The sequence below is a fragment of the Vibrio sp. 1-2 (7-a) genome, from assembly GCF_013048515.1.
In the GTDB taxonomy this organism is placed as follows: domain Bacteria; phylum Pseudomonadota; class Gammaproteobacteria; order Enterobacterales; family Vibrionaceae; genus Vibrio; species Vibrio diabolicus.
Genome location: NZ_VHSQ01000001.1, coordinates 1,263,854 through 1,289,505 on the forward strand (window position 1 = coordinate 1,263,854; position 25,652 = coordinate 1,289,505).

The following is a 25,652-nucleotide window of genomic DNA, read 5'->3' on the forward strand; positions in this document are numbered from 1 at the left end:
TATCATTGACTCAATTTTTATGTGTTAATGGTGGTTCACCCACTTATCAAACTCGTTGTGGCTCATGCAGTAGTACGGGCCAACAGTCGAACACCTGCGCTTTACTAACAAACGGTATCGTCTGTTTATCCTATAACTTAACCATCTTTTATTTCGTCGTATCACCTTAGGTCTTGCACCTCGACGAACCTCGTCAGAAAATATTTTTGTCACTAACGTCTTTGCCTTGTCCATTATTACCGGTGACACCTTAGAGGCGACAATTTCTATTTTTGAACCACCGTTCACGCTCACATATTTAGCGTTCATATAGCCTCCTACTTGTAACGTTGCGCGAACTTGGCAACATCAAAGCCCGTCTCAGCTAAAGCGGTTTCTATTGGTGTGCAAATCAGAGGACGGCTTTTAAAATAGCCTTGTGAACCATTACCGTTCTGGAAAAATGAGCCGTCTGGGCTAAGCATTAGATAGGAGTTTGTCATTGAGTCGTTATTCTCAACTGACATCAAATGAGACACCGATTGGTGACGTTTAACGAAAGCATCAAACTGCTGATCACTGATGGTTTGGATGGAATCAAATACAGGTAAAACTCGCAAAACTTTCCACTTGTTAGGCTGAATAGCTTCCATTAAAGCGTTGAAGTCTTCCTCGGTATTAAATTGATTGACGACTGTATTGATTTTGAGCTCTGTCTTAGGGGAAACCGTTTTAACTTGTTGAAAGGTTGACTGTAAGCGTTCTGGAGACAACACCTTTCCTGAAGCGGTTGCTCGTCCTATTTTCTGCTGAACATCCAAGCTACAGGCATCGTAGCTAATCCCTAACATCTGAAGTTTATGGGAATGCTGAGCAATAAATTCGTCAGTAATTAAATGACCGTTAGTAATTATCGAGGTATCAAAGCCCAACTCTATTGCGTAATCTAACGCATCGATAAAGCGTTGCTTTAACAGCAATGGCTCACCACCGGCAAAATTCAGGCGAACGCGTTGATATCCAAGTTGTTGCTGAATGGAATTGGGAGAAAGAAAGTAATCAGCCAGTCTATTTAGCACTAACTTCATGTCATCCAGGTTTCGATGAAGTTCGTTGGGTTTCGCCCATTTGGCGTAACAGTAATGACAGTCGTAATTACATTTTTCAGTGATGTGATAATTGATTACAAGTTGTTTTGCTTTGTTCATAACACTACTCCTTTTGGTCAGTAGGAGTAGTGTTGATTTGTGCACTGCACAAAAAAGCGTTTTTTAGTCAGGCAGGATATTTAATAGAGAATTAAAAGATTGTGCTTCCTGAAAGTCTTGGCGAACCCGCATAACCAAAGCGGCTAATAGGTGATCATCGGCCAGTAATGCCCCATCTAATTGGTCAGCGATACTCACAGCACCAGCAAGATCGTCTTCCAATAAGCAAAGAAGCAGTGACTCTTTATGAGAAAGCGCTAAACGCTGGGAACGAAGTAAATGGTAGAGCAACCCAGTATTCAGCATAGCGATATCCATTTGCGGTAGTCGCTGCTCTACAAACGGGCTGATTAGTCGAGTATCACGCAAGACGAACTTTGCATCACTAAGCTGGTGAAGGAATAGTTGAGCCTCACTGGTTAACTTTGAGTTGCTATCTACAGATTGCGCTTTGAGCAAAACTTCTTCGCACAGTTTGGCAGCTTCAGTTCTGGTTGATTCTTTTTCAAAGATCTCTTTAACATGCTTAGTATCATTGAAAAAAGCATCCAACACTAAGGCATTAAACAAACAATCTACTGCTTGGGATTTGAGCAGCTTTTTACCTCGCATACCCAAATCGGAATCAGAAAATCCGTCATCAACCACTGCCGATGACGGAATCGTACCATTGCGTAAATAACTGTTCGCTTTGGTACGGAGTTGTTTACCATCAACACCAAACAACTGCTGCACCGCCTGATTGGTATTGACTAACGGCATACAGTATCTTCCAACAGTTTGGTTTCTGAGTAATAACTGTCTTCTATTGACGCAATCACTTCTGCCGAGCGATAAACCGATTGAGAACCATACCCGTAACGACAGGTATTATTCGTGTGCATTACCGCTCCTAAGCAATAACCTGCACGAAAACTCTCTTCTTTTGACGTTGTGAGGTAAGCACCAAAGCGTGGGTCATCTTTCTTTTTATATAACTCTATATATTCCTGACATGACGATACCAAAAATGCCACATCTCCCGGCTTCGCTGAAGAGTGCTCAAAGGCATAGCTCGTTTGCCCTACCGATAATAAAAGGAAACCTGTTAAAAAATAGATACGTTTCATTCTACGGCTCCTTCTTTACCGACTGCTTCTACTGCTATCACTTGCTTTCCAGGATATTTATTCATTCGCTTATAGCTATACAACAGTGTCATTGACATCAGTACATAGCTAACAAAATCCATCAATGGCATTGTGTCAAAATCTTCAAACTCCAATTTGGAAAATTGTACTGCAGCAACCCCAAGTAGAACGAAAACTAAAATCAGATACGCCTGATGTACCCAAGGGGTAATGACTTTACGAATAAACGGCGCTTCGGTGCGGCGGCATAGTTTTATATAGTGGTAAGCAAACATCACCAATAAAACGATAAATATCGTTTCAACCAGATCCAGTTCTGATAACGAATATGAATACTCAAATACCACTATTGGCAAAAGCGCAAAGAACGCTAATCCCATTACAAACATAGCCAACAGCCAAAGCCACTTAACCGTAAACTTTAACCACTTCCAAATTGACGAACCTAAATTTTTATTATCTTGCATATCCCTATCCAACATTTTATTAAAATAATCTGTTTTACCAGAGCAGGTAAGTTTAACTACAACCCATAAGAAGAGCTGCTATTTCTCCCTATTAACCAGCCAATCGTTGTTCACTTTCGGAGCCTTTTGTCGTTGTGAAATCCATAGCTAACATCAGCCTCAAGACTTTATAAAAAGCAAACAAAAACGCGATTGGCAGTAGCACGGTTTGCAATATATAAAACACAATCAAGTCTAATAACGATGATATGGAATTTTCTACACTGCCGGTAATACCAGCGACTTTATCCTCAACGTCAGTAAAACTCCCTTTTGTTTCATTAAAGGTCTTTTTTGCCTTTTCAAACCAGCCATCAGATTCCTCACTATCGTTCTCTATAGCAATAGCTGCATTACTTGCGATAACCGTTTGCGTCTCAACCAATGCTGCCTGTGCGGTATTTTTCTGATCGCTAAAATAGTAAACATCCAGCGCAAAGTTACATATGAAGACCATTGAGAGAGAAAAACGGATAAAGAACAGAATACAGATGGCTTTGAAGCTGACATTACGATACTTAGCGAATGGCTTGTACCACAGTGTCGCGAGATATCCAGCAACAACCGCTCCTATCAATAAATTTGCCGCCTTTGATACCACGACAGATAGCAGGACTTTTTGAATGCCTAGTGATGCAATTGCCATCATCACAATCCATGAGAACCTTTCGATCAGGTCATTAATTGGGTCAAGTAACTCTCCGACAGATACCGACACAACCACAACACTGATATCGGTACCCTGCAGCATGGATATCGCAGCATTTAACGCTCTTGCTATGCCATAGATGGTGAAAGCGCCAGTGATGCTGTCTTCCTGATAATTCCAAACTAAGGTTTTTTCTAAAAGCTGGCTCATTGCAATGGCAAAAATGACCAGAATTACCACTGATTTAAACCATTTGTTGTTCTTCGATTCACTCATGCCACTGCACACTTACTTGTTGTTAGTTTGGAACTTCCATTAGTAGACTAAGATTTCTTCTTTCCAGCCTTCTTTGCGGCTTTCGCCAACGCATCTGCCTCTTTACGAGCCTGAGCAATGCGCTTTAGCAGCATTTCTGCTGATTCATCGTCATCATTTTGTGGAACGAGTTCACCACGGAAGGCTTTAGCTAAAATGCTTTGCGTTAGGTTATCTACCCTAGCCTGAGCTTTTTTCACTTGCGCTTCGATGGTGTCGGCGAACGCGAAGTACTGATCGACTAAGCGGACAATTTCTTTTTGCTCTTCGATCGACGGTAGTGGAATTATAAAAGACTTCATTTTTCCGATACCTAAATCGGGAACACCTACACTTTGTACCCCTTCATGAGCTTGACTGAGGATACTTTTGCAGTTCATTGCTAGGATAAGGAACCGAGAATCCATCAGTGACTGAAATGGATTCACTACTGCCATAGCGTGACTGATACCGTAACTATGGGGTAGTGGTAAAAGAACTGACTTCCCAATAGTTCCAATTCGTGTAAAAGCAAAAGTTCCATCTCTAACTTCATATCTTGTTTTTTGTTTTACAAGTTCTTCTTCTTGTATTTTTTTTCCCTTCACAAAATCTATACAAGATAAACTGACTATATTCTCACTTGATATGAACGGTAGACCATCGTCAATATACTTAGGCATACGATGAGAAGGGTTTGGGTCGATGACTTCAGCCACTGATGATAAGTTTATTGCATTCCAGCAAGAAACTGCTACTTCTCCAAAATCTGGCGTCGGGAATTTTTCCTTCCACTTTTCATTTTTTTGAAGCTTTCCTTTACGTAAAAATTCTGCTTCCTTTGATTTACACCATTCGATGAAGACCTTTTTAACAACTTCGTCTTTACACGTTGGTAGCGGTGAATTTAGCTCTCTCCAATTCTTGCTGATGGCACCAGATGTAGCATTAAACAGTACCGATTGGCGGAAGCGCTTTAGCAAATCAGGAATACCATCTAAACGGGCTTTGATGGTGTCAACCTGTGCCAAAACTTCATCGAGTTTTTCAACGATTCGTTTTTGTTCCGCTAGTGGCGGAAGAACCATATTAAGCTCACGAAGTTTTTTGAGATAAATTCCTTTTTGAGCAGTTCCCTTAGCATTGTCGAAAATTTGCTTTTGGAAGGAAGGGCTCTCAATAGCGTACTTTAGATAATCCGACGATATTATTGGCGCGCTAAGAACAGCAACACTTCGTTGTAAAGTGAATTTTTCATGCGTTGATACGATGGCTGAACGCCCAAGAGCCCCCACTATAGTTAATAACACATCACCTTTTGATATTCGCGTTCGCTTATCTTCAGCTACAAACTCTTCTTCCGTAATCAGCCGAGAACCTAATCCAAAATCGAGTTTGCCATTTTGAATATTCTTAGCGCTTAGCATAGGCAACCCGGTAGCTTTTGCTTTTGGCGGATTATGCGAACCGTCGGTGAGTTTTGTACACAACTCACCTAGTGAAGTCTGCATCCACCCTTTCGGCAATTCACTCATTACTCAGCCTCCAGCTTTTCAGCTAAACCGAATGCTTCTTCCAGCAGTTGCTTTTGCGCTTCCGCTTCATCATTCGCACCTAACGCCTGCATTAGCTGGTAAATTTCAGACATTGCCTCAGTCAGCTCTGCCATTGCTTCACCTGCCAACACTTCAGGTTCTGGTAAGTTTTCAGTACTGGTTGCTTCTAAATCTTTTAGCCATGAGATATCTAAACTGTCGCCTTTCTGGTCGCGAATGTATTCACGGCTGAATTTACGGAAACGCGCATTCTCTATTACGTTAGCTACACCATCCTCCCCTTCAGCGAAAATATTGCCTAACGTTTCATATACGCCTTCTTCTCGAGGTGATTGACCGTTTTTATCTGCGCCGTAGGCATTGATAAAGGCTTCAAAGTGCTTTTCTGTCAGTGGGCGACGCTTACCAAAGGTGTTCATATTGGTACGCATATCGAATACCCATGTCTCTTTGGTACAGTCTTTGTCTTGGTTCTTATTCTCTGGCGTGCCTTTTTGGAAGAACAGCACGTTAGTTTTCACACCTTGTGCGTAGAAGATACCGGTCGGCAAACGCAAAATGGTATGCAGGTTACATTTGTCCATGAGATCACGGCGGATCTCTGTGCCTTTCCCCCCTTCAAATAACACGTTATCTGGAATCACCACAGCCGCACGACCACCTGGTTCTAATGCATCATAGATGTGCTGCATAAAACAGAGCTGTTTGTTACCTGTTGGGTGAACAAAGGTGCGGGTAATGTTGGTACTGGCGGCACTACCAAATGGCGGATTGGTCAGAATTACATTGGCTTTTGGCAGACTTTCACCAGCACTGCCTAATGTGTTGCCAAGACGGATAGCACCTTCGTTTGCGTCACCTTCAATATCGTGCAACAAGCAGTTCATCAGTGCTAGACGGCGCGTTTCAGGTACAAGTTCTAAACCCACAAACGCTTTGGTCATTTGGAACTGCTGATCGTCGTCATCCAAATCATCTAAATCATTGGTTTGAGCTTTTATGTATTTATCAGCTTCGATTAAGAAACCGGCCGTACCTGCTGCTGGGTCTTGAATAATTTCACGCGGCTGAGGCTGCATCAATTTAACAATGGTGCTAATCAGCGCTCGAGGGGTAAAGTATTGACCAGCACCTGATTTGGTTTCATTCGCGTTCTTTTGCAGCAAACCTTCATACATATCACCGAAATCATCACGGCTTTTACCTTGGCTACCATCGAACCACTCAAGGTTATCCATATTGTCAACAAGCTCAGTCAATTGCGCTGGCTGAGTAATGGTGGTGTTCACGTTCTGGAAAATCGCACGCACAATGGCATGGTCGTCAGCACCCAACTGAACCAACATATTGCGGTAAAACTGATGCTGTTCCTGACCAATCTTCGATTTTAGGTTTGCCCAACGGTAGCCTTCTGGTAACAGGTCATCTTCTTGTCCTGTCTCTTCACACATTTTCAAAAACAGTAATGAAGCTAATTCATTGACGTAGTTTTGGTAAGAAACACCACCGTCACGCAGGTTGTCACACAGTTTCCAGAGTTTGGATACTAAATCGTTGTTATTCATATTGGTTCTCTAATGCTCACACTGCTCATTGTTAGCTGAGTGAGTCTAACTAATTCTGTATACCTTCTCTCTCGATAGAAAGAGAAGGCAGTAATACATTCATTGCGGGTGATTGTACTTAGCTAGGCAGGTTCATCCCACATAAATTGGTTAAATTGAGAGAGAATGGTGTCTAATTCATCATTAAACACATTCATCAACTTGCGTTTGCCACCTTTACGCTTGTAGTTACCTGTTTTGAAGGTGTCTTCATCCAGTACCACTTTGTCTTTAATCGATGCAGCTAAACGTTCCAGCCAATTAAGCTGTTCTTCATTCCACTCGTTGGCGGCTTTAATTTTGCTTAAAGCAAGGTCGACACGTTCATCAAACGGCAATAAAGCGTCACCAATCGAAGCTCGACGAATGTGACCAATCAATTTAGCAGCGATATCCTGATTTTTAGCCACCTTCCATGCACTGCGTAAACTCGCATCATTGAAGTTTTGGCTATCAAACCATTCTTGCAATTCAATCAGTCCTTTACGGGTTAAATCACGAGGGCGATTGACAATAATGTCTAACGCTTCTTGCTGGTTGGTTGATACTTCCACTAATTGGTCAAACGCTTCGAGGAAATCTTCGGCTTTATCAAAACCACCATATGCTGGCGGTTCGCTACTACAAGCAGCATCGCATTGAACTGTTATTATTTCTTGAATGACCCGACGGTTAGGTACAACAATCCCAGCTAATATTTTGTCTAGAGTATCATCTTCTCTTTTGTTATCAGTCATTATGATTTTCTACTATTTCAATCGCTATAGGTTTCCTAACAGAAGATGCATCTAAGTCTCCAACTATATATATGCCACCTGCAATAAAAAACGGAACGGTAGCCCAAGGTAACTTCTTCATTATTTTGTTCATAGTGCTATAACGAAGATCATTTGATTGGATATTAGCCTCCATACATTCGCCAAGCTCCCTAATTAAGTAATCAACATAGACATCAGGCCGCTCTGATAACACACCGTTGCAAGATAACTGATTTCTTACACTTTCTAATTCTTTTATTGAAGGTAAGCGAACATATTGTGCTCCCCAATATGCTTTGTACAATGACCATGCTAAATAGATAAATACGATGATAGAAAGGCCTGAGCTGAATATGAAAACAAAAAGCATTGGTTGAACCTCAGAACTGAGTTCAAATGTTTTTAGCATGTAGATCAATATCGATGCCATAGATACCAATGCAACTAAGCGAACTTGCACCACTGACGTCAGCTCATTTTTACGTTCTAATTCAAGTGTATATTGCTCTCTGTAGAACTCTAGCAATTCTTTTTTATCCATAATTTTATTGATTATTGCTCATACGTTTAGTGTTAATATTTATGCTGACATTATTAAATATGTTCTAGGTCAAAGTAAGGACTCAAGCAGGTTCATCCCACATAAATTGGTTAAATTGAGAGAGAATGGTGTCTAATTCATCATTAAACACATTCATCAGCTTACGTTTGCCACCTTTACGCTTGTAGTTACCAGTTTTAAAGGTGTCTTCATCCAGTACCACTTTATCTTTAATCGATGCAGCTAAACGTTCCAGCCAATTAAGCTGTTCTTCATTCCATTCATTGGCGGCTTTAATTTTGTTTAACGCAAGGTCGACACGTTCATCAAACGGCAATAAGGCATCACCAATCGAAGCTCGGCGAATATGACCAATCAATTTAGCGGCGATATCCTGATTTTTAGCTACCTTCCAAGCACTGCGCAAACTCGCATCATTAAAGTTTTGGCTGTCAAACCACTCCTGTAATTCAATCAATCCTTTACGGGTTAGATCACGAGGGCGATTGACGATAATGTCTAACGCTTCTTGCTGGTTGGTTGATACTTCCACTAATTGATCAAACGCTTCAAGGAAGTCTTCAGCTTTATCAAACTCTCCCCAACGCTGAGAAACTTCCGTCACTTCATCCGGTAAATCGGTAAAGATTGGCATTTCACGCAGTGCGTTGATTTCATTCTTCAAGTTATCTAAACGACTGACCATATTGGTCATTTTATTAAACACTTCGGCAGACCACTTTGGTCCTTTCTGCTTCAGTGTTTTTGCAAAGCTGGCGAAATCACACCCTGCTGCATCACTACACAATTCATCGAGACGCTTAATTTGACCGTCAACTTCTTTAGATTTATTACGGTTAAACTGAGCGTGGTTGATAATACGCTGCAACTTAGCAATCAGTTGTTCATGGCTATGTTCAGCGAAACTACGCCCGTCAGCCTCTATCACTTTATAGGTTTGCGAGTCGGTAATTTCGTTGACTAAGGTTTGCAATTCAACTTGTGGGCGAACTACTACCGGACGCATGGTATCGACGCTTTGCAGAGTCGAATACAAATCTACCGTATCAAAAATACGGAATGAGCTCTTACCGACTTCAGGGCATAAGCGGGTAGCGCGCCCTTTCATCTGCTCATACAGAATTCGGCTGCGTACTTTGCGCATGAAGACCAGGTTACAAATGCTTGGAATATCAATACCCGTAGTGAGCAGATCAACCGTCACCACAATGTTTGGCAAACGTTCTTTATTGAAACGGGTGATCATGGATTGCACTTTGGTGGAATCTTTATCGGAATCACCGGTGATTTTGATGATCGCGTCGTGCTCTAGCTGAGGGTACTTAGCTTTGAATGCCGTACGAAGCTCTTCAACAACAGTATCGGCATGAGTGTTGTTCACACAGAACACCAATGTTTTTTGTGGGCTTGTCGGATCAATGTGTTTAACCAGTTCCTCACAAATCACTTTATTAAAGTTCGATGCGATTAAGTTGCGGTTAAAATCTGCGACTTCAAAACCTTGTTCATCTTCCATCGTATCGTCTATCAGTTCTCCCTGATTAGAAAGACGCTGAACCTCAGAGCCTTGAGAAAGATAGACGCCCTCTTCACTCAACTTAGTGATAATTCTGATCGGCGGCTCTTGGTCACATAAGAAACCGTCAATAACCGCTTTGCGATAGCTATAACGATAGACAGGCTGTTTCTTTTCACCGCCGAAAATATCGACGGTATGTAGTGCAGGTGTTGCCGTTAGTGCCACTTTTACTGCATCGAAATGATCAATAATTCTGCGGTATGAAGAGATGAAATCTAACTGATTACGAAACTTCTCTTCTCCTTCCGTCTGCTCTTTATCCAGTATGTAGCCACGGTGCGCTTCATCAACAATGATGCAGTCATAGCGCCCAACAGGCATAACTTCGTCGCTTTGCAAAGTACGCTTCACTAACGACTGCACAGTGGCAACGTGAATCTTAGTGCTATCTTCAGGGAAGCGATCGGTTAACCCTTTAATGTTAAAGATGGCATTAAAGGTATCGCCTTTAATATTGGTGTCTTCAAACGAGCCTAATGCCTGATTGCCCAGAGAGGTTCTATCAACCAAGAATAAAACACGGTTAAAACGCTGTGACTGAATTAAGCGATACATCAATGCAATAGCGGTACGGGTTTTACCTGTACCTGTCGCCATTGCCAATAGAATATCTTGCTGGCCAGAAATAATCGCGCTTTCTACTGCTTGAACCGCTTCTTCCTGATAGTAACGCAAACCAAGATCGCTCATATCTGCATTATCTTTGAACCAGCGGTTCTGCAGTTGAGTGTCGTTTTCTAACTTAGCTAACAGTTCTTCAGGACGATGCCATTCAGGTAGGGCCTGAGGCATATTGGTGGGATGACGAACATCGCGATACCAGATACCACTTTTGGTTTTTACGGCAGCACGATAATCACGACCATTAGCCGAGAAACAGAAAGGAACTTTAAAACGTTCACTACCCTGCGAATCCGCCCAGGTTGGCAGATAAAGAGGTAAAGCTTCTGCCACTTGGGCTAATGAGTCATCATCGTTTGCGGCATTCTCTAATTCGTGACGAAGAAAATCAAAATCGAAATACTTGCTATATCGGTAGGCTTCGGTCAGCTTGCCTGCTACATCTTTATTGGCTTTTTTCGCTTCAACGACACCCACCGGCTTTAAACCAGCAAATAGCACGTAATCCGCGAAGCCCATTTTGCCTGTTTCATCTTTTCCGGTTGGCCATTCAGCAATAGCGATGTTACGTCCTTTTTCAGGACGAGTACCGTTAGCAAAATTCAGTAACTTTGTATCCGCATCCCAGCCTGCTTTTCGTAACTGGGTATCAATTAGATAGCGAGTTTCTGCCTCTGAAAGGTCTAAACTACGAGATGCAGCCTGATTAGTGATTTGCTGTTTATAAGCTTTACGCTCTGCTTCTGTTTTCTTTGATAGCTCTGATTCTTTTTCTGCTAACTTTGCTTCCAGAGCTGCAATACGCGCCTCAGATTGGTCCTTTGTTTCCTCCTGCTTACTTTCTAAAACGGAGATATAGCCACTTAATGCGGTAAGTTTTGCCTTCTGCGCTTCAACCTCTGATTTAGTCTGTGTTTCAGCCTGACGAGCAATGGCAAGTTCATGCTTAAGAGAAAGCACTTCTTGCTCATAATATTGACTCTTTTCTGAGGTAGGCAAATCAAATTGAGGGACGGCAAAATCAAGGTTTTTAGATACTAAGCGGTAGTACCAAACACCCAGTCGGAATGACAACCGTAAGCACATTTCTGCGTCTTGCAAATCATCATGGTATTCATGTACTGCCTGATTTCCGATTCTTCTTAACTTATGAAAAACGCCAAGGATTGAGTCATCAACAAAATGAACTTTGCCCAGCTCTCTCAACAAATCATTCTGATTTTCGGGGATTTCAATATCCAGTAGCTTGGCGAGATGCTTCGCTGTCGCCTCACCAAAGATTCTCAGCTTTACCAGAGTCGTATTCGGGTCGTCTGGATAATTTTTTTCAGCTGCACGAGCAATGGCAAACAGAAAGTCATTTACGCCCTTGAGAAATTCGAAGTTTGATTTTTGCATAGTTCTAACCAACAGATATTTATTCTCGCTCGCCTTTGACTATCTACTGGCCAGCGTTTGCTTCGAAAGTGCCAACCTAAACGAGCATTTTCCTCATCATACTATAAAAAACCTTTATAAAATGACGAGTTAGGCAGATATGAACATATTCTCATTGTTTTTTTTATAACTTAGAAACAAACCAACAATGTCTTCCTCCGAATTCTACACAAGCTTAATTAAATGGTTCGAAAACATAGTTCAATAGATTATCGAGTTCATCGTTGGTTTGAACCTTTAACCTAATTGCGATGTCACCTCTGGACAACCCTGGGCTCGCATAGGTATTGCTGTGTCTACCTTTACCTTCCGGGTAGATTGCTTTCTCCATCTTTAATTGTTCTAAGGCATCGGAGTTATAAGGCAGCCAAACCAGCGCATATTCGCTAGAATTTGGTTGATCAATCTGAACAACAATCCCATAGCCAGATGTAACGTTCCACGCGAGCGCTTTTTTAGTCTCGCGTATCGGTGTTCCTAGTTTTTCGTTAAGAGCTTTGATGGTTTTATTTTTCATTAAGTAACCTTTCAGTGGTTGAGTGAGTTCACAGCCTAACCTGAATCAAAAACCAGTGGTGTTAGTAAGCTTATGAACGTTTCAGATTACATGGTTGTAGTCATCATCAGATAATGTCGTCCGTTCGCCCATTGTGATTCAATTAGTCATCACTTAAACAAACGATTCGAAGATTTCATCTAGCCGGTCAGTCACAGTGGCCTTAAACTGTGTGACTTCTTTACCGCTGCGGGACTCTAGCTCTTTCAACATTACGATCAAGTCACCAACATTATGCTCTATAAAGCGAAACTTACGCTCTAAGTCAAAGATACTAAGGTTACGTAAGGCAGCAATCTTTAAAGTTGCGTCCAACTTGTAATGTCCTTTCGTTATGTCGTGGCGGTGCGCCTTTAATCGCTGTTGATAATAATCCGCATCATGTTCAACTTTGATATTGAATTTTTTCACCAATGTCTGAGCATTAACGTGCCCTTGAGCGGCTGCTTTTGCTAACCAACGTTCCCCGTGGCGACGTAATCCTACGTCACTGTTTTTAAGCAATATTTGACCTAGTTGATTCATGGCTTCAGGGTTGCCTTGATTTGCAGACTTCTTAATATAAAGCTCATGCTGCTCATTATTGCCCAATTGTTTCGCAATGTGTGCCTTCGACAAATACACATTGCTCTTCTGCTCTAAACCTGTCTGTTCACCATATTTAGAGGTGCTAAATTCCGTATTCCAAAATCGCTCTAACCACAACTCAAGTTTTCTCGCCCTTTCATCTAAATAACTTTGCTCTGGCCTAGGCAAACCGCGAGTCTGGTTATAACAATTCACCGCCGGTGGTAGCCCTTTAAAGAATGGAATATCGTCATTCGGTAACAACTTGAACTTAGTTCGCAAAAGTTTTTCACAGAAGTACTGCCAGGAAGTCAGATGGTCATGAACGTCTAGTTGCGTCATCTCCCTAATTGCCTGGATGGTTAGGTCTGCAGATTCAAACAACCTCTTTGCATGCCATTCCGTATTTTTGAAGAAGCGAGTTTCACTCAGGTCTCCTCTCAAAAACTCAACGGCAATAATTTTGTCTAACTCAAAAATCAGCACTTCACATTGATAAACCGACTCCTTCGACAGCCTCTCAACTTGATCAGAAGGCTCGTATCCTTGATTAACAAGGTAATCAAATGTTAGTTCAGGTAGTAATGCTCTTATCCGATTAAATCGTGAGCTATAGTTTGACCAAAACATCGTTCGACTATGGATTTGTCTCAACTCATGGTTTTCAAAGGAGCAGCTTTCTTGAGCGTGCTCGGATGTAAGTAGCTTGGATATGCTCTGCAACTCGTAATAACTGGATATATTGAACTTCTTTTTTAGAATGCTTTTACTTTGTTCAGATAATGAGTACCAATAAGTGTCATCTCCTGTCGGTAAACATTTTTCTTCTAAGATCTGCTCAACATGATCACCATAGTCAAAATCTTCAAAGTGACTAATTGCGGTATTGCAGAAAGCCAATTTATCCTTGTTGGTTTTTAGATTAGTGAAGCAGCGATGTAACCATCGGTCTGTATCATTGGTAAGCTGTTGAGGTACAACTTTGATAAGTTGTACTGGTAACTGACGCTCATACGAGTTGGCTTTAGGCAGACGCAGGTACTTTACGTACTCCTTGGGAGTTCTCTTCCTTTCCAAACAGTACTGCACCATAGATTGATAGCTTTTGCTTCTTATCGCTAGCAACCAATCAATTTTTTCTCTCTCTAATTCAGCCAGCTCAGACACACCTCGAACAATGTCCATACTATCAATTAGATCAGGAATTATAGATGTCGGTTTCCCGTCTAACGCTAAAGCCACTTTGAAAAATGCAATATCACCCAATGTCGCGTTGGTGCACATCGCATACCAAATTGCTCTACATGCATTATTAACTTCACCCGCATCTAGCTCATCCCATTGCTTCTGATTATCAATAGTATCGAGCCATTCCAAAATTGAAATTTGATCACTCTTGCCTTGATCAACAAGCTGGATAATTTGTTTGATCGTCTTCGGAGGGAAACTAGGTAGGCTTCCCTCAAGTTCGCCCATATCAAAGAAATCATCAAACGACATTCTATCTAGGCTATTAGCTCCTAGAACCACAGGCTGATTAAAAGTAAACCCTTTGCTACTCAACGGACTTTACCTCAGAAAAATAGCCCAAGAATTGGTCATCTTTAAACTGGAATCTGAACTTTACTTTACGGTCTGACGGATCTGTTTGCTCTTGGTTTGCTTCGATAGGACCTCGACCCGAAATGACAGCTTTTTCAAAGAATGGACGCTTATGCTCAAAAGTCATGTCATTAATGTATTCTGCAACGCTATTCGCCCTTAATACACTGAGCTCCATATTACGATTAAAGGCACCTTCAGAGCTTGAGTGGCCTTCAATTACAATACGGCTAACTTCATCCGCCGTTCGATCTGACTGAAAGATCACGTTTGAGTAAATCGGCACAAACTGATCAAGAAACTCCTTACCTGATGTCTTTAATCGATATTCGTTTCGGTCAAACAGAATGGAATCGAGGATAGATATATCACCCGTTTCGGAGTTTGCCTGCACTTCTATTCCTGCACTTTCTAACGCATCGTTAATGCCCTTAATGATGACAATACGCGTGTTCTGGCTGTTTTCATGGACTTCAGAGATCTGAACCAGTGCACTAATCAAAAGCAAGGCAAATATCATCAAAAGAACTGACATTAGGTCACCTACCGATAACCAAACTCCAGACTCTTCTGCATCAGCAGTTTGTATTGCCGTTCGTAAATTACGCATTAAGCTTCAGCTCCTGATGCAGCTCTTTCGTCAGCTTCAAATTCTCTGCGCTGAACTTGAGAGTTGATTAAGTAGCCAGCGGCCTGCGATAACTTATTGTGAATAGAGCTAGCTGCCGCATCAAAGTCATTAAAGAAGGTCTCAAAACTTTGATTCGCCCGTGTGAAGTAATCATCCATAGCCTTAGGTAGGTTCTCAGTTACATCATTGAACGCTGCAGAAGCTTTCGAGTATTCCAACTTAAGTTGACCAATCTCACGGCCCATCGTCTGTGCTGCGTCTTGCAACTCAGCCATTCTTGCAGAATCACTCAACCCTACTGCTTTCACTACTTGTTCAATTGTCTTTGCAGACTTCTGTAAATTCTCATGTTGCAGCGTTAGTTCTTTAAGAAGGTTATGTCGGGTTTGATATTCACTCTCAAACACTTCACGGAAGTTATTAACAACACCATTCAAACCATCTCGCTGTTTACCAAGGCTGTCTTCTAAAAGGTTGTTCTGTTGCGTAAAGTAATCCGACAAATTTTCTTGGTATTGCTTTCTAAACGCTTCTAGCTCAGTTTGAACCGTGTTCGACATGTTGAGCACTTTAGTATCAATATCACCAAGGCCAGAAATAAGCTCAGTTTTTGCGTTCAACATCAAGTCACTCGCGTCTGAACCGACTTTCTCAAGAACATTTGTCTGCTTGTCAAAGACGGTTTGTGACTCAACTAAAAGCGTTGTAATACGTTGCTCTACATTTTCAAATAGAGCCTTCTCCGCATTTTGACGTTCCGTCAATGCATTATCCATATTGTCCTTGATACCTTCGAACGCAGATGCTGCTCTTTGCGCACTATGCTCGAACGCAGAGCGTTGCTTCTCCATCCCGTCCGTTGCACTATCAAGCATTGTTTGAACTTCTTGAGCAATCGATGTCATTGCTCCTTGAGTATCGTCTTTGAAGCTACTCAGAATTTCTTTTAGTGATTCCGCGAAACTTTGTAGCTTAACCATGGTTTCTTGTTGGAACTTATCAATCGTTTCAACAGCTTCAGCAGTGCGTGTTATTACTTTCTCAACATTGCTGTTTAGCTGTTCGGATACTTCGTTATTTTTCGCCACGGCGTCTGCTGTTTTTTCAAGTTCAATTACGACTGGCTGGACTAGATCTTTTTTCATTTGATCGACCAACAGTTCAACTAATTCTTTCTGATTTTGTTCTTTTATGTCTTTCAGTGACGCGAGCTCACTCTTTATACCTTCAATGGTTGGAACGAGCTGCTGTTCAATCGAGCTAGTCACAGCTGTTGAGACTGTTTGTCCGATCAATTCACCATTCAACGTTTGCCCAAGTTCTGAAAGCTCACCGACAACTGCACGCATGCTGCTGGCAAGCTCTTCCATTCCTTGCGCGGATTTCAACTGAGCTTGTAGGGCTTCTTGTTGATTCTCATTCGAAATATTTTTTAGATACATAACAGCACTCGCTTCCATGTAGTGCTGGGAAATGGTGCTTGTGAAAGCTCGCTGTGCTTTTGCAATTTTGCTTGATGATACCTTCATCACCGCCATAAAAATTGCCGATAGAGATAAACCTGCTAAAGATGTATAAAACGCGGTTTTCATCCCTTCAAGTAACTGGGCAGCGGACGCGAGAAGCGCCTTTGACTCACCGGCCATTGTAAATTCGCTTAGGCCTAAAGTAATACCTAAGAAGGTTCCTGTAATACCAATACTTGTCAGCAGTGCCGGAACTAACTTATACCTGTTGGTATCATAATGTGGCAGCATTTGAGAGACGGGAGATTTAGAAAGCCATTTGCCATTCTTTTGCTCAATCACATACCCATCATTTTCGACTTCGTATACTAAGTGATCAGTGACCCAAACAAGTTCTTCTGACGTCAGCTCATCCGCTTTTAGTGTTGCACTTGAGTTTCTATTTGAGATGCTAGAAATCATCTCTAAACGGCGTATCTCTTTGTTTGTTGTCATCCATTCCCTAACAAAAAAGAATAGGAAACACCCGATAGTTGCGGCAATGATTATCGTCGTCACTGGGTCGCTGAATAAGTTTGTGAGTAATTGAGGCATTTTTTAGTCTACTGTCTAATTAGTTGGGATAGTTCGTTTGGCGTAAAGAGCTCTTCGGCTAGTCTTTGCGGTAAGTGCTCAGCATCATGCCTAAGAACACCATTTAAAGGTATTGGAGATGTTAATCTGACGCTAAACATTGGCTCGCCATGTTCTTCAGAATCAGTGGCTACCACTAAGAAAACGTCTTCAGGAAACTCTCTCAGAAGAGTGGCTTGCAAAGATGATTTAGTAGCTCGAAAAGACTTTGTGGCGCTGAAGTCTGTACCGAATTCATCTCGAGATAGTTTCCAAGCATGGTTAATACAGATGATACGTTCAAGTAACTCGTCAATACGTAGTTTCATTATCTATCCCACTTTATTACCAACGTAAGCTATGTGCTTGAGTTCGGTAGTCAGCCAAAAACTCACTAATCGTTAGGACGTGCCAGCCTTCTTGGATCGCTTCATCAATATCATTTTGTGAGATAGCAATACCAAACTTATGAGCAGGCCAAGCCAATTCAATTTTTGCAACAATGTCGCCAAAGCCATCGCCCACGTAGTAACCAACTTCTGGCAACTTCGTCCCAAAGTCTTTACAAGCATGAAGTACACCATGAACACCAGGGTCAGCATATTCAAATAACCTTTTCCAACTACCGATATCCTCAAGTAATCCCTGTTCATTTCTGAGCTTATTAATGAGCTGCCTTTCCGAATGGCTTACCGCCATACGAGAGTGCATAGGCTGTTTACTGTGGCAATCGATGCATAAAGCTTTGAGGTTTTTCGGCCGATTATCAGATTTCACCCCACTGATATGATGAACATGTAGAAGGTGTCGATGTGCTCTAAGCTTCACGTTGCATTGCTCACAAGTAAAATCCTTTTCGACACGATAGTGAGAAGATACCTTAGTCCAATCTTCGCTATAACCTGTTTCTGCGGTCTCAGCTTGGCGTGATGGCATATGTGGGAAAAACGAACTGTATGTAGAAAAGAATTCCCCCATATCAAAGGTTCTTACGATTGAACTGATATCTGTAGTGGTGTTGCAACCTTTATAGTTGAGCTTACGTAAACAGTTCTGACAGACTTTCAACCTGGCTTTAGTTTCCCCATAGCCTGAGTCAACAATAAATTCACCGGAAGTATTGTTAGTGACAACATAGCGCTCAAAACGGCCACTAGCTCTCATTGACTGAAGTGTTTTACAGTCTGAGACGTGGAATCGAGCACTTGAACCGTTCGCTTTGATATAAAGGGTTACGTGACGCCCTTTATAACTTAGAAGGCCAGATTCAAGCTCAACATCCTTAAGCTCAACGTCCTTACCCTGTTCTAACTCTGCAGAAATCTTATCGATATGACTTTCTTGAAGATCCAAGGTGAACGCACCTTTTTTTTCCGGCTCCATCACTTCTATCGCGTGCATTAAAGAGCTAAGGTTAAGCGTTAACTTCATCCCTCCCCCAAGATCTTTAAGATCTGCTCTTCTGCATTCGTAATTACGCGGAAAGAAACCCGACGGGATCGCTTCTCATCTTCAACACCATCATGCACAACTGCTTTGGAAGATGAATAACCTACCGCCGCTACGTTATTTTTTACCCACCCGTAATGTTCGCGACTTACTTCTTCGAGATTCATTACGTAACCAAGAACGGCACGAGTTCTTGATTGTGATAATCGCATGTTATTGAAATAAGCCTCGTAGTCACTTGAGTCATGATTCCAACGGCTCGAAGTATGACCTTCAATTTTTATTTCTTGAATAATTGGCTTGTACTGCTCAAGAACTTTAAGGTAACGAGGGAAAAAATCGTCCAAGATGATCTGAAACTGCTCAGTTAAATTCGCTTCACCATTTGCAAATAGTACTTCCGGAGCAGTAAAGTTAACGCTCAGCGTATCTCTGTCGATTTCAGCTCCCCACTTATCCAGGTCTTTAGCGAACTCTTCCAGCAATGAAATATAAATAGCTTGCTGTGTTTTTTGATATGTTTCAGCTACTTCTTTTATTTTGTCGCGTTCTAACATTGCATCACGCATTAGAGCAACCGATATAAACAAAAACACCATCATCAAACCAGCCATAAGGTCTGAAACCGACATCCAGTGTTCGCCACTGTCACCCGTTGTTTTAGCTTTTCCGAATAACTTTTCCATGACTAGACTGCAATTTTACTATTAACAACATTAGACATTTCACGCGTTAACTTTTGATAATCACGAGTAAACTGTTGCGTGATCGTCGCAAGTGCTTCGCCCATTTCATTCATTGTTCGGTTAATTTCCTGCTGCATTTGCAGGTCTAGGACTTCCACTTGTTTTTCAACTGCGCTACCAGTCTTTCCTACAGACTGCGTTACTTGATCTTCCAAGCTATCAAAAGTTCTTCGAATAGCTTGCGCCTGCACTTGGAATATATCTTCTAAGGTGGTTTCCAAACGGTCATGAAGTTTGGTAATTGCTGACGTTGTTTCTGTCTGAATTTCTTTCGTGCTGCTTAGCAGCTCTTGATTTGCTTCTTTCAGCACATTACCCGTTTCACGCGCATCATCCTTAATGTCGGCAACGAGCACGCGTAACTGGCTGTTAAGCTCAACAATTGAATCTTCCAATTGTTGCTTAACTTGCTCGGCGTTGTCTGTCAGGTATGTGGCACTATTCTGCAATGCACCCGATGCTGTAGTCACGTTGTCAGTAATATCATTTGATGCTTCTGCCAAGCGTCCTCCAATTTCTACCGCTCTTGTTTCAAGCTCAGTAGAAACTTTTTTCGCGCCATCTTCTAAATTGGTACGCATGGTCTCCACACTTTGGTGGGCGGTAGAACTGAAGTTATCGATAATTTTTTGAGACTCTACAAGCATCGATTCATAATGAGTAGAAGCAGCTTTTACGGATTCTCCAATCACGGACATAGTTGTATCCATCTGCTCTTTTATTTGAGGCATTGCTTCTACTGCTTTGTCCCTCAAATCTTTAAATGCCTCAAGTCTGTGTTCAAGCTCAGTAACTTGCCCATGACCTAACTCCATAACTTGATGAAGTTTTTCCATTGTTGCAGGGATAGATTCAGCACGCTCATTGATGCTAGCAACTGATTTTTCCGTCGAAGAAATTGCATCAACTCCTAGTTGGTATTTGTTTGACATATCTTCTAACTGGTTTTTGTAATTTTCTTGCCAATCAACCAGCTTTTTCACCGACTCATCTAAACGCTTAAAGTTTTCACCAAACTGTTCAGTTAGCTTGTCATTGAATTCAACAATTACTTCTTTAAGCGCATTAATAACTTGCTCAGTAGCAGACTTAGACAACAATTCACCAAACTCATCCATTTTTGCCCATAAAGTTGCTCTAAACTCATTATGGTTTTCGTTTACTTGCTTTAATTGTTCATTTAACGAGCGCCGCCCATCATTGATATCTGTACGCAGATTTTTTATCTGAGACGTCAATGAAGAGTCTTCGTCTCCTCTAATCGCAGCAAGAAGCTCGTTTGACGTATTTAACTGGTCAGTAGAAGCCTTTAATTGTTGCGACATAACTGAAAAAATTTCCTCAGGTCCTATCGCTTGCTGTTCATCTATGGCTTTTTTGGGTAACGCCCCTAAGATAGCCTTATAGAGAATCGAGGCAGCCATACCTACAAGGCTGGTAAGGAAGGCTGTTTTCAAACCACTCAGTAGTGATTCAATACTTCCATCTATATTGGTTGGATCAAAGTCCATCAAACCAACGACAATACCTGCAAACGTACCTAAGATACCCAAGGACGTAAGTATGTTCGTGGTAGCTGCAGTAAAGCGACTTGCTTTACCAAAGGCTGCCAGGATAACTGAAACGACAAGCAAAGCAGTGATTAAATATATAAAAGCATTAGAAATAGCATCAGCAGAGAATGATGCAATGAAGTAAGCAATTGAATTCGTCATCTTTTCACGTCGGGTAAACTAGTGGAGGTCAAATCCCATATTAATAGAATGATGTACGTTGGCAAGAATAACATTTATTGATTGAAAAGATTCATGTGTGTTGCTCTAGAGCGAATCTTGATTTGTAATCAACACTCAATAGTGTAATTCCAGCAAGTAGTCGTTCTAGAATATCAGTCTGGTTATAAGATGTAACTTTATAAGCTTATAAAATTGTTGAAGTAGAATAGTGTGTGGAACATATTCATTCATTTACTGAATGTTAAAGCTCAAACAATGTTAAAGTGAAGATGGGGTAAATACTGGCTAGATGGCTGATGAGCTGATGAGCTGATGAGCTGATGAGCTGATGAGCTGATGAGCTGATGAGCTGATGAGCTGATGAGCTGACTTGAAAATAACCTTTCTAGATGTACTAGAAAAGGCTTTGGCATCAAATAAACATAGAACCACATCACAAAATAGAACTATTTCCTCGCGTCACCCTAAACGTCACCCCAAATCACTCAGCCACCTTAAAATTAATTACTTTTCAATTACTTAAATTAAAACCCAGAATCCCTCTTAAATGCCTTGTTAGTTTTTTGTTTCTAGAGAGTGCTTATTTTCCAAGTCTTCTACCTTATTTTTAAGTTTCTCTAACTTTCGAGAATAAATAAAGAAACCGATTTGAGAACATACTACGGCCACATAGAACAGGTTATCTCTATGTTGAGCTGGAGCATCATTCCACAACCATATAGCGAAGACAGTGACAAGCACATAAGAAATAATATTTGAAATCATTGATGAAGCCCCGAAACCAATCGTACACTTCGATTTTCTAACTCTGTATTAACTTTTTTTAATTCAGACTTATTAAACGCAACAGCTCCCCAAATGACAAGCATAGCTAAACCACCTCTGCCAAGTTTACCTCTAGCTTTAGATTCCTTGTATAGGTCTTTGAGTCCAAGGCTTGAAGCACCAATACCTATATAACTAGCGAAATTGTCTAAAAAGCTATGAAAATCTTTATCAGACTGTAACTCTTTCTCAGTCATTGACCACATGCCATATTGTGGGTTAACAAAAGTAGTGTCTAGCGCTCCTGTTACTAGTTTTCCCATTAAGGCTCTATTCGAAACACTTCATATCAGTTTCATAGCATCTACTCGTTGCTTCTGACTGAGATGTCTATACAAGATCATCGAACAAATCGCATCTACTTCTACTTTTCCAGCCCCAACAAGTAGTTCTGGTTTAAAACCGATTATTTTAGCTAATATTCTTAATTGTTCTTGCTCATTGCTTGGCAAATTATACGGTAAACTGCTAACTGAAATTACGTTACTCATCACTCATCCATGTATAATTTTAGGGCTTATTTTATGAAACAAAAAGAATAACATATGCACTCAGTGGTGTATAGAAAATGTTATGAAACTAACGCCTTGTTAAGGTGTGAGGCACGCAATACAGATGCTGCTGCATGTTACCGTAACCACTAAAACCAACGCATAGTAAAAATGCCACGCGTGCCGAATCACTCTTGAACAATTTGTTATACGAACTTCTCCTTCAGTGCCAGAACTTGTTGTTCAAATAACTCACAATCTGACTTTGAGTATGACTTAGCGACATTAACCCATTGAACGCCCGTTTCATCTATGTGGCGAAACTCGACTTGAAGCGCATATTTAGAACAACGAAGAAGAGCAAAAACGAAACCTACAGCCGTCAAACTAAGAACTAAAACTTGTAGCCATTGCGGTGCCTCTTCAAAGCTTGGAATGGCTAACCAAACAGCCCCTGAAAAAATAAACACCCAGAATAACACTTGACCTAAATTATCAAGAAAACTTAACTTTTTAACCCTAGCATTGTTTATCTTAGACAAAGGATATGAGTCTTTCTTAAACCTGAACTCTTTTGAATCCAAGCTAAAATCAGTACTCTTGTACATAAATTCCCTCTATTCGTATAACGCCCTGTTAAGGGGTGAGCAACGCTATACCGAAGCCACCGCACACCACCTTAATCACTAAAATCAACGCATAGTAAAAATGCCACGCGTTGCGAATCCCTCTTGAACAGTTTGTTAGGTGCGTAGCCAAAGTTGGTAAAAGTCTGTTTCATCGTGCTTGGGATTCTTGCGCACGAACTCCCAACCATGGCGCTTATAGAATGTGAGAGCTCGATGGTTAGTTCGGCTTACTGAAAGTACAGCACGCACACACCCCGCTTTACTCAAAGTGCTTACAATATAATCCTGCACTTTTGGAGCGAGTCCTGAACCACGAAAATTCGGCTGTAAGTAAATGAGATGCACATAACCAGTCTCCGGCTCGGGTGAAAAGCTACGAAACTCTAACTGCCCTGCAAACTGACCATCCACAAATATATGGATATAGAACCATCCTGATGTTGCTAAACGGTCTAAGACGCGTTCACGATAACCACTGATGAAGTCGTCGAAACCATCGTAATGCCCAAAACTACAAAAGTATGCATCTTTTCTCGCAGCAACGCATAATTCGAAATCATCAATGTTTATCTGCCGAAAAGCAATTTCCATACTTACCTTTTCCTTCAAGCACCTAACGCCCTGTTAAGGGGTGAGCAACGCAATACCAAAGCCGCCGCATACCACCTTAATCACTGAAACCAACGCATAGCAAAAATGCCACGCGTTGCGAATCCCTCTTAAACAGTTTGTTAGGCTAATGTATCACCAATATGCAAATCATTGAAATAAACATTGACACAGTGAATGCTCGGGAATATATTCGTGACTGTCACGAAGGTGAAAGGAAGATGCCTATGGCTATGACAGATGCGGAAAGGCAAAGAAAGCGTCGAGCAAAACTAAAAATGGAATCCCAAAAACAACTCCTAGTAAGAGGTGCAGAGGGAGAGTTCGACGAAAGAATTAGAGTAGCGCTAGCAGTAAAAGAACTTGCTACGCAAGGAAAGTTACCTAAAGAAGTAATCGAGTTAATTGTGAAGACTTCAGAGACAGTATTTCCAACAGAAGAACTAGTAAATCGAAAGTATATTAATAAGATTGTTTCGATATATTTAAAAGGCTTAGAAAAATGAACAATACATCTATCTTTGATAAAGACCTAAACCCTATATTAGAAATAGCTGACAGTGACGATTTAGCGACATTAGTTGACTATCTAAAAACTAAGATCTCAGAGGATCTCACTCATCATGAAGCATATAAAAAATATTCTCCTGATCACACTAAATATGCTGACTTAATTGCAAAAGAAATTCGCGATATGGGCGGCAACTCCTTTGCTAACGTATGGAGAGGAGCGGGACCTGAGTATCATGAAATTGTTTGTGATGTCGCGAGTAAAATTAAGGCTCCATACAACAAGAATAAAACTGTAGAAGAAATAGAAAACTCTATTCTTGAAACAATTCTCGAAAGAGCTCTGTCTGAAATGTCTGACACGGAAAAAGAGGAACTACTTAAAGAAATGGGCGGCAAAGGGGGCTTTAGTAAAGGAGGAATAGCAACAGCAACATTCATCGGCATTTTTAGGGCCGGAGGTTTCTACTCTTATCAACTAACTCTCATCATAGCAAATCAAATCGCAAAAGCGATTTTAGGTAGAGGGTTAATGCTAGCAACGAACGCTGGGCTTGTACGGGTAGCTTCAGTACTCGCTGGACCTGTAGGATGGGCTATTTCTGGCATTTGGGCGGCAATTGACATAGCAGGGCCAGCATATAAAGTAACTATTCCTTGTGTCATTCATGTAGCAATGCTTAGAAAGAAGTTGAACTCTCTTTGCTGCAACAACTGCGAAGCCGTTTTGACTGATACTACGATGAAATTCTGTCCTGAATGCGGACACTCTACAGCTGCATAACCTTTGCTAAGAGTAGCTCTTGTTTTGGGCTACTCTGTATTCTGAGCCTAACGCCCTGTTAAGGGGTGAGCAACGCAATATAAAAGCCGCCGCATACCACCTTAAACACAAAAATCAACGCATAATAAAAATGCCACGCGTTGCGAATCACTCTTGAACAGATTGTTATACGATTTTACTCAAGTGACTTCACTAAATCATGAATTTCACTAATACTGTAAGACTTATACTTATTGTAAAAATCCCTCGTATTAATAGAAGCATGAGACTCGTTGTTTATGCCAGCAACTGATTTGTAGTTGCAAATTTTTGCACTAATGTTCCCGACTTCTAATCCAGACTTCAGTGATATTTCACGGGCATACTCACTTTGCTTACCTCTCGGAAACCCTTCACTTTCCAACTTTTTAAAAGCCTCTAAACATCTGAGTTCGTTTAAATCATTCCACAATGAAGTATCTCTATAGCTCATAATAACCACCAACGTATTCTGACTGTTACCAGTGAGAGTATAGGATGCTATGCACGCTATCGTATAACGCCCGCTTAAGTGGTG

Annotated in this window: 24 protein-coding genes and 1 pseudogene; 2 read left to right on the forward strand and 23 right to left on the reverse strand. The window is 41.2% G+C overall.

Annotation, left to right across the window (positions count from 1 at the left end; translation table 11 throughout):
- Window positions 1-317 precede the first annotated feature (317 nt).
- The 22 genes and pseudogenes from FKN08_RS05590 to FKN08_RS05705 all read right to left on the reverse strand — a co-directional run bounded on the left by FKN08_RS05590 (window position 318) and on the right by FKN08_RS05705 (window position 23,784).
- Window positions 318-1,187, reverse strand: coding sequence for a viperin family antiviral radical SAM protein (locus FKN08_RS05590; protein ID WP_170891505.1), 870 nt, complete (start codon window positions 1,185-1,187; stop codon window positions 318-320).
- Window positions 1,188-1,250: 63 nt separating this feature from the next.
- Entirely contained in the window at window positions 1,251-1,949 is a 699-nt protein-coding gene (locus FKN08_RS05595; protein ID WP_170891506.1) for a hypothetical protein, read from the reverse strand.
- Window positions 1,940-2,296: a hypothetical protein gene (locus tag FKN08_RS05600; protein ID WP_052764196.1), complete on the reverse strand. Its 357-nt coding sequence runs from the start codon at window positions 2,294-2,296 to the stop codon at window positions 1,940-1,942. Before FKN08_RS05600 ends, FKN08_RS05595 begins: the two co-directional genes overlap by 10 nt.
- A complete protein-coding gene (locus FKN08_RS05605; protein ID WP_047009909.1) occupies window positions 2,293-2,784 on the reverse strand; it encodes a hypothetical protein in 492 nt (163 codons plus the stop codon). The genes FKN08_RS05600 and FKN08_RS05605 overlap by 4 nt, the downstream gene beginning before the upstream one ends.
- A 91-nt stretch (window positions 2,785-2,875) precedes the next feature.
- A complete protein-coding gene (locus tag FKN08_RS05610) occupies window positions 2,876-3,748 on the reverse strand; it encodes a hypothetical protein (RefSeq protein WP_047009910.1) in 873 nt (290 codons plus the stop codon).
- A 47-nt stretch (window positions 3,749-3,795) separates the two neighbouring features.
- Window positions 3,796-5,301: a restriction endonuclease subunit S gene (locus FKN08_RS05615; protein ID WP_170891507.1), complete on the reverse strand. Its 1,506-nt coding sequence runs from the start codon at window positions 5,299-5,301 to the stop codon at window positions 3,796-3,798.
- Window positions 5,301-6,887: an N-6 DNA methylase gene (locus tag FKN08_RS05620; RefSeq protein ID WP_170891508.1), complete on the reverse strand. Its 1,587-nt coding sequence runs from the start codon at window positions 6,885-6,887 to the stop codon at window positions 5,301-5,303. Before FKN08_RS05620 ends, FKN08_RS05615 begins: the two co-directional genes overlap by 1 nt.
- A 122-nt stretch (window positions 6,888-7,009) precedes the next feature.
- Window positions 7,010-7,513 (reverse strand): annotated as a pseudogene (locus FKN08_RS05625) (type I restriction-modification enzyme R subunit C-terminal domain-containing protein); the annotation flags it as partial.
- Window positions 7,514-7,655: 142 nt separating this feature from the next.
- On the reverse strand, window positions 7,656-8,225 hold the full coding sequence (locus tag FKN08_RS05630; protein ID WP_042766448.1) for a hypothetical protein: 570 nt from the start codon (window positions 8,223-8,225) through the stop codon (window positions 7,656-7,658).
- An 82-nt stretch (window positions 8,226-8,307) separates the two neighbouring features.
- The gene (gene hsdR / locus FKN08_RS05635) at window positions 8,308-11,844 is read right to left on the reverse strand and encodes a type I restriction-modification system endonuclease (protein ID WP_170891509.1); all 3,537 of its coding nucleotides are present in this window, start codon (window positions 11,842-11,844) and stop codon (window positions 8,308-8,310) included.
- A gap of 214 nt (window positions 11,845-12,058) precedes the next feature.
- Window positions 12,059-12,400, reverse strand: coding sequence for a hypothetical protein (locus FKN08_RS05640; RefSeq protein ID WP_047009913.1), 342 nt, complete (start codon window positions 12,398-12,400; stop codon window positions 12,059-12,061).
- 153 nt (window positions 12,401-12,553) lie between these two features.
- Entirely contained in the window at window positions 12,554-14,569 is a 2,016-nt protein-coding gene (locus tag FKN08_RS05645; protein ID WP_131701122.1) for an EH signature domain-containing protein, read from the reverse strand.
- A complete protein-coding gene (locus FKN08_RS05650; RefSeq protein WP_025503218.1) occupies window positions 14,562-15,218 on the reverse strand; it encodes an OmpA family protein in 657 nt (218 codons plus the stop codon). The genes FKN08_RS05645 and FKN08_RS05650 overlap by 8 nt, the downstream gene beginning before the upstream one ends.
- Entirely contained in the window at window positions 15,218-17,299 is a 2,082-nt protein-coding gene (locus FKN08_RS05655; RefSeq protein WP_170891510.1) for a chemotaxis protein, read from the reverse strand. The genes FKN08_RS05650 and FKN08_RS05655 overlap by 1 nt, the downstream gene beginning before the upstream one ends.
- Window positions 17,300-17,307: 8 nt before the next feature.
- Window positions 17,308-17,646 (reverse strand): hypothetical protein, encoded by a 339-nt coding sequence (locus FKN08_RS05660; protein WP_047009915.1) that lies wholly within the window; start codon window positions 17,644-17,646, stop codon window positions 17,308-17,310.
- Window positions 17,647-17,662: 16 nt separating this feature from the next.
- Window positions 17,663-18,748 carry an HNH endonuclease gene (locus FKN08_RS05665; RefSeq protein WP_170891511.1) on the reverse strand — a complete coding sequence of 362 codons (1,086 nt, stop codon included), beginning with the start codon at window positions 18,746-18,748 and terminating at the stop codon, window positions 17,663-17,665.
- On the reverse strand, window positions 18,745-19,452 hold the full coding sequence (locus FKN08_RS05670; protein ID WP_047009917.1) for an OmpA family protein: 708 nt from the start codon (window positions 19,450-19,452) through the stop codon (window positions 18,745-18,747). Before FKN08_RS05670 ends, FKN08_RS05665 begins: the two co-directional genes overlap by 4 nt.
- A gap of 2 nt (window positions 19,453-19,454) precedes the next feature.
- Window positions 19,455-21,227, reverse strand: a complete 1,773-nt coding sequence (locus FKN08_RS05675; protein ID WP_170891512.1) for a hypothetical protein — start codon at window positions 21,225-21,227, stop codon at window positions 19,455-19,457.
- Window positions 21,228-22,009: 782 nt separating this feature from the next.
- Window positions 22,010-22,336, reverse strand: coding sequence for a hypothetical protein (locus FKN08_RS05680; protein ID WP_170891513.1), 327 nt, complete (start codon window positions 22,334-22,336; stop codon window positions 22,010-22,012).
- A 21-nt stretch (window positions 22,337-22,357) separates the two neighbouring features.
- On the reverse strand, window positions 22,358-22,564 hold the full coding sequence (locus FKN08_RS05685) for a hypothetical protein (protein WP_170891514.1): 207 nt from the start codon (window positions 22,562-22,564) through the stop codon (window positions 22,358-22,360).
- Between the two features lie 206 nt (window positions 22,565-22,770).
- Window positions 22,771-23,172 carry a hypothetical protein gene (locus FKN08_RS05695; protein ID WP_170891515.1) on the reverse strand — a complete coding sequence of 134 codons (402 nt, stop codon included), beginning with the start codon at window positions 23,170-23,172 and terminating at the stop codon, window positions 22,771-22,773.
- Between the two features lie 135 nt (window positions 23,173-23,307).
- Entirely contained in the window at window positions 23,308-23,784 is a 477-nt protein-coding gene (locus tag FKN08_RS05705) for a GNAT family N-acetyltransferase (RefSeq protein WP_042773224.1), read from the reverse strand.
- A gap of 245 nt (window positions 23,785-24,029) precedes the next feature.
- Here FKN08_RS05705 and FKN08_RS05715 point away from each other — a divergent pair, with 245 nt between their 5' ends.
- Window positions 24,030-24,308, forward strand: a complete 279-nt coding sequence (locus FKN08_RS05715) for a hypothetical protein (RefSeq protein ID WP_139046889.1) — start codon at window positions 24,030-24,032, stop codon at window positions 24,306-24,308.
- Window positions 24,305-25,096, forward strand: coding sequence for a ubiquinol-cytochrome C chaperone family protein (locus FKN08_RS05720; RefSeq protein WP_170891516.1), 792 nt, complete (start codon window positions 24,305-24,307; stop codon window positions 25,094-25,096). Before FKN08_RS05715 ends, FKN08_RS05720 begins: the two co-directional genes overlap by 4 nt.
- A 175-nt stretch (window positions 25,097-25,271) precedes the next feature.
- Here FKN08_RS05720 and FKN08_RS23715 read toward each other — a convergent pair whose 3' ends face one another.
- Window positions 25,272-25,568 carry a hypothetical protein gene (locus tag FKN08_RS23715; RefSeq protein ID WP_170891517.1) on the reverse strand — a complete coding sequence of 99 codons (297 nt, stop codon included), beginning with the start codon at window positions 25,566-25,568 and terminating at the stop codon, window positions 25,272-25,274.
- Between the last annotated feature and the right edge of the window lie 84 nt (window positions 25,569-25,652).

Bases quoted from the DNA above. Each gene is read 5' to 3' on its own strand.
- FKN08_RS05655 (WP_170891510.1), bottom strand. From the start codon at position 17,299: ATGCCTCAATTACTCACAAACTTATTCAGCGACCCAGTGACGACGATA.
- FKN08_RS05605 (WP_047009909.1), bottom strand. From the start codon at position 2,784: ATGCAAGATAATAAAAATTTAGGTTCGTCAATTTGGAAGTGGTTAAAG.
- FKN08_RS05685 (WP_170891514.1), bottom strand. From the start codon at position 22,564: ATGAGTAACGTAATTTCAGTTAGCAGTTTACCGTATAATTTGCCAAGC.
- FKN08_RS05610 (WP_047009910.1), bottom strand. From the start codon at position 3,748: ATGAGTGAATCGAAGAACAACAAATGGTTTAAATCAGTGGTAATTCTG.
- FKN08_RS05680 (WP_170891513.1), bottom strand. From the start codon at position 22,336: ATGGGAAAACTAGTAACAGGAGCGCTAGACACTACTTTTGTTAACCCA.
- FKN08_RS05640 (WP_047009913.1), bottom strand. From the start codon at position 12,400: ATGAAAAATAAAACCATCAAAGCTCTTAACGAAAAACTAGGAACACCG.
- FKN08_RS05670 (WP_047009917.1), bottom strand. From the start codon at position 19,452: ATGGAAAAGTTATTCGGAAAAGCTAAAACAACGGGTGACAGTGGCGAA.
- FKN08_RS05665 (WP_170891511.1), bottom strand. From the start codon at position 18,748: ATGAAGTTAACGCTTAACCTTAGCTCTTTAATGCACGCGATAGAAGTG.
- FKN08_RS05695 (WP_170891515.1), bottom strand. From the start codon at position 23,172: ATGTACAAGAGTACTGATTTTAGCTTGGATTCAAAAGAGTTCAGGTTT.
- FKN08_RS05715 (WP_139046889.1), top strand. From the start codon at position 24,030: ATGGCTATGACAGATGCGGAAAGGCAAAGAAAGCGTCGAGCAAAACTA.
- FKN08_RS05615 (WP_170891507.1), bottom strand. From the start codon at position 5,301: ATGAGTGAATTGCCGAAAGGGTGGATGCAGACTTCACTAGGTGAGTTG.
- hsdR (WP_170891509.1), bottom strand. From the start codon at position 11,844: ATGCAAAAATCAAACTTCGAATTTCTCAAGGGCGTAAATGACTTTCTG.
- FKN08_RS05720 (WP_170891516.1), top strand. From the start codon at position 24,305: ATGAACAATACATCTATCTTTGATAAAGACCTAAACCCTATATTAGAA.
- FKN08_RS05600 (WP_052764196.1), bottom strand. From the start codon at position 2,296: ATGAAACGTATCTATTTTTTAACAGGTTTCCTTTTATTATCGGTAGGG.
- FKN08_RS05650 (WP_025503218.1), bottom strand. From the start codon at position 15,218: ATGCGTAATTTACGAACGGCAATACAAACTGCTGATGCAGAAGAGTCT.
- FKN08_RS05590 (WP_170891505.1), bottom strand. From the start codon at position 1,187: ATGAACAAAGCAAAACAACTTGTAATCAATTATCACATCACTGAAAAA.
- FKN08_RS23715 (WP_170891517.1), bottom strand. From the start codon at position 25,568: ATGAGCTATAGAGATACTTCATTGTGGAATGATTTAAACGAACTCAGA.
- FKN08_RS05630 (WP_042766448.1), bottom strand. From the start codon at position 8,225: ATGGATAAAAAAGAATTGCTAGAGTTCTACAGAGAGCAATATACACTT.
- FKN08_RS05595 (WP_170891506.1), bottom strand. From the start codon at position 1,949: ATGCCGTTAGTCAATACCAATCAGGCGGTGCAGCAGTTGTTTGGTGTT.
- FKN08_RS05675 (WP_170891512.1), bottom strand. From the start codon at position 21,227: ATGACGAATTCAATTGCTTACTTCATTGCATCATTCTCTGCTGATGCT.
- FKN08_RS05660 (WP_047009915.1), bottom strand. From the start codon at position 17,646: ATGAAACTACGTATTGACGAGTTACTTGAACGTATCATCTGTATTAAC.
- FKN08_RS05620 (WP_170891508.1), bottom strand. From the start codon at position 6,887: ATGAATAACAACGATTTAGTATCCAAACTCTGGAAACTGTGTGACAAC.
- FKN08_RS05705 (WP_042773224.1), bottom strand. From the start codon at position 23,784: ATGGAAATTGCTTTTCGGCAGATAAACATTGATGATTTCGAATTATGC.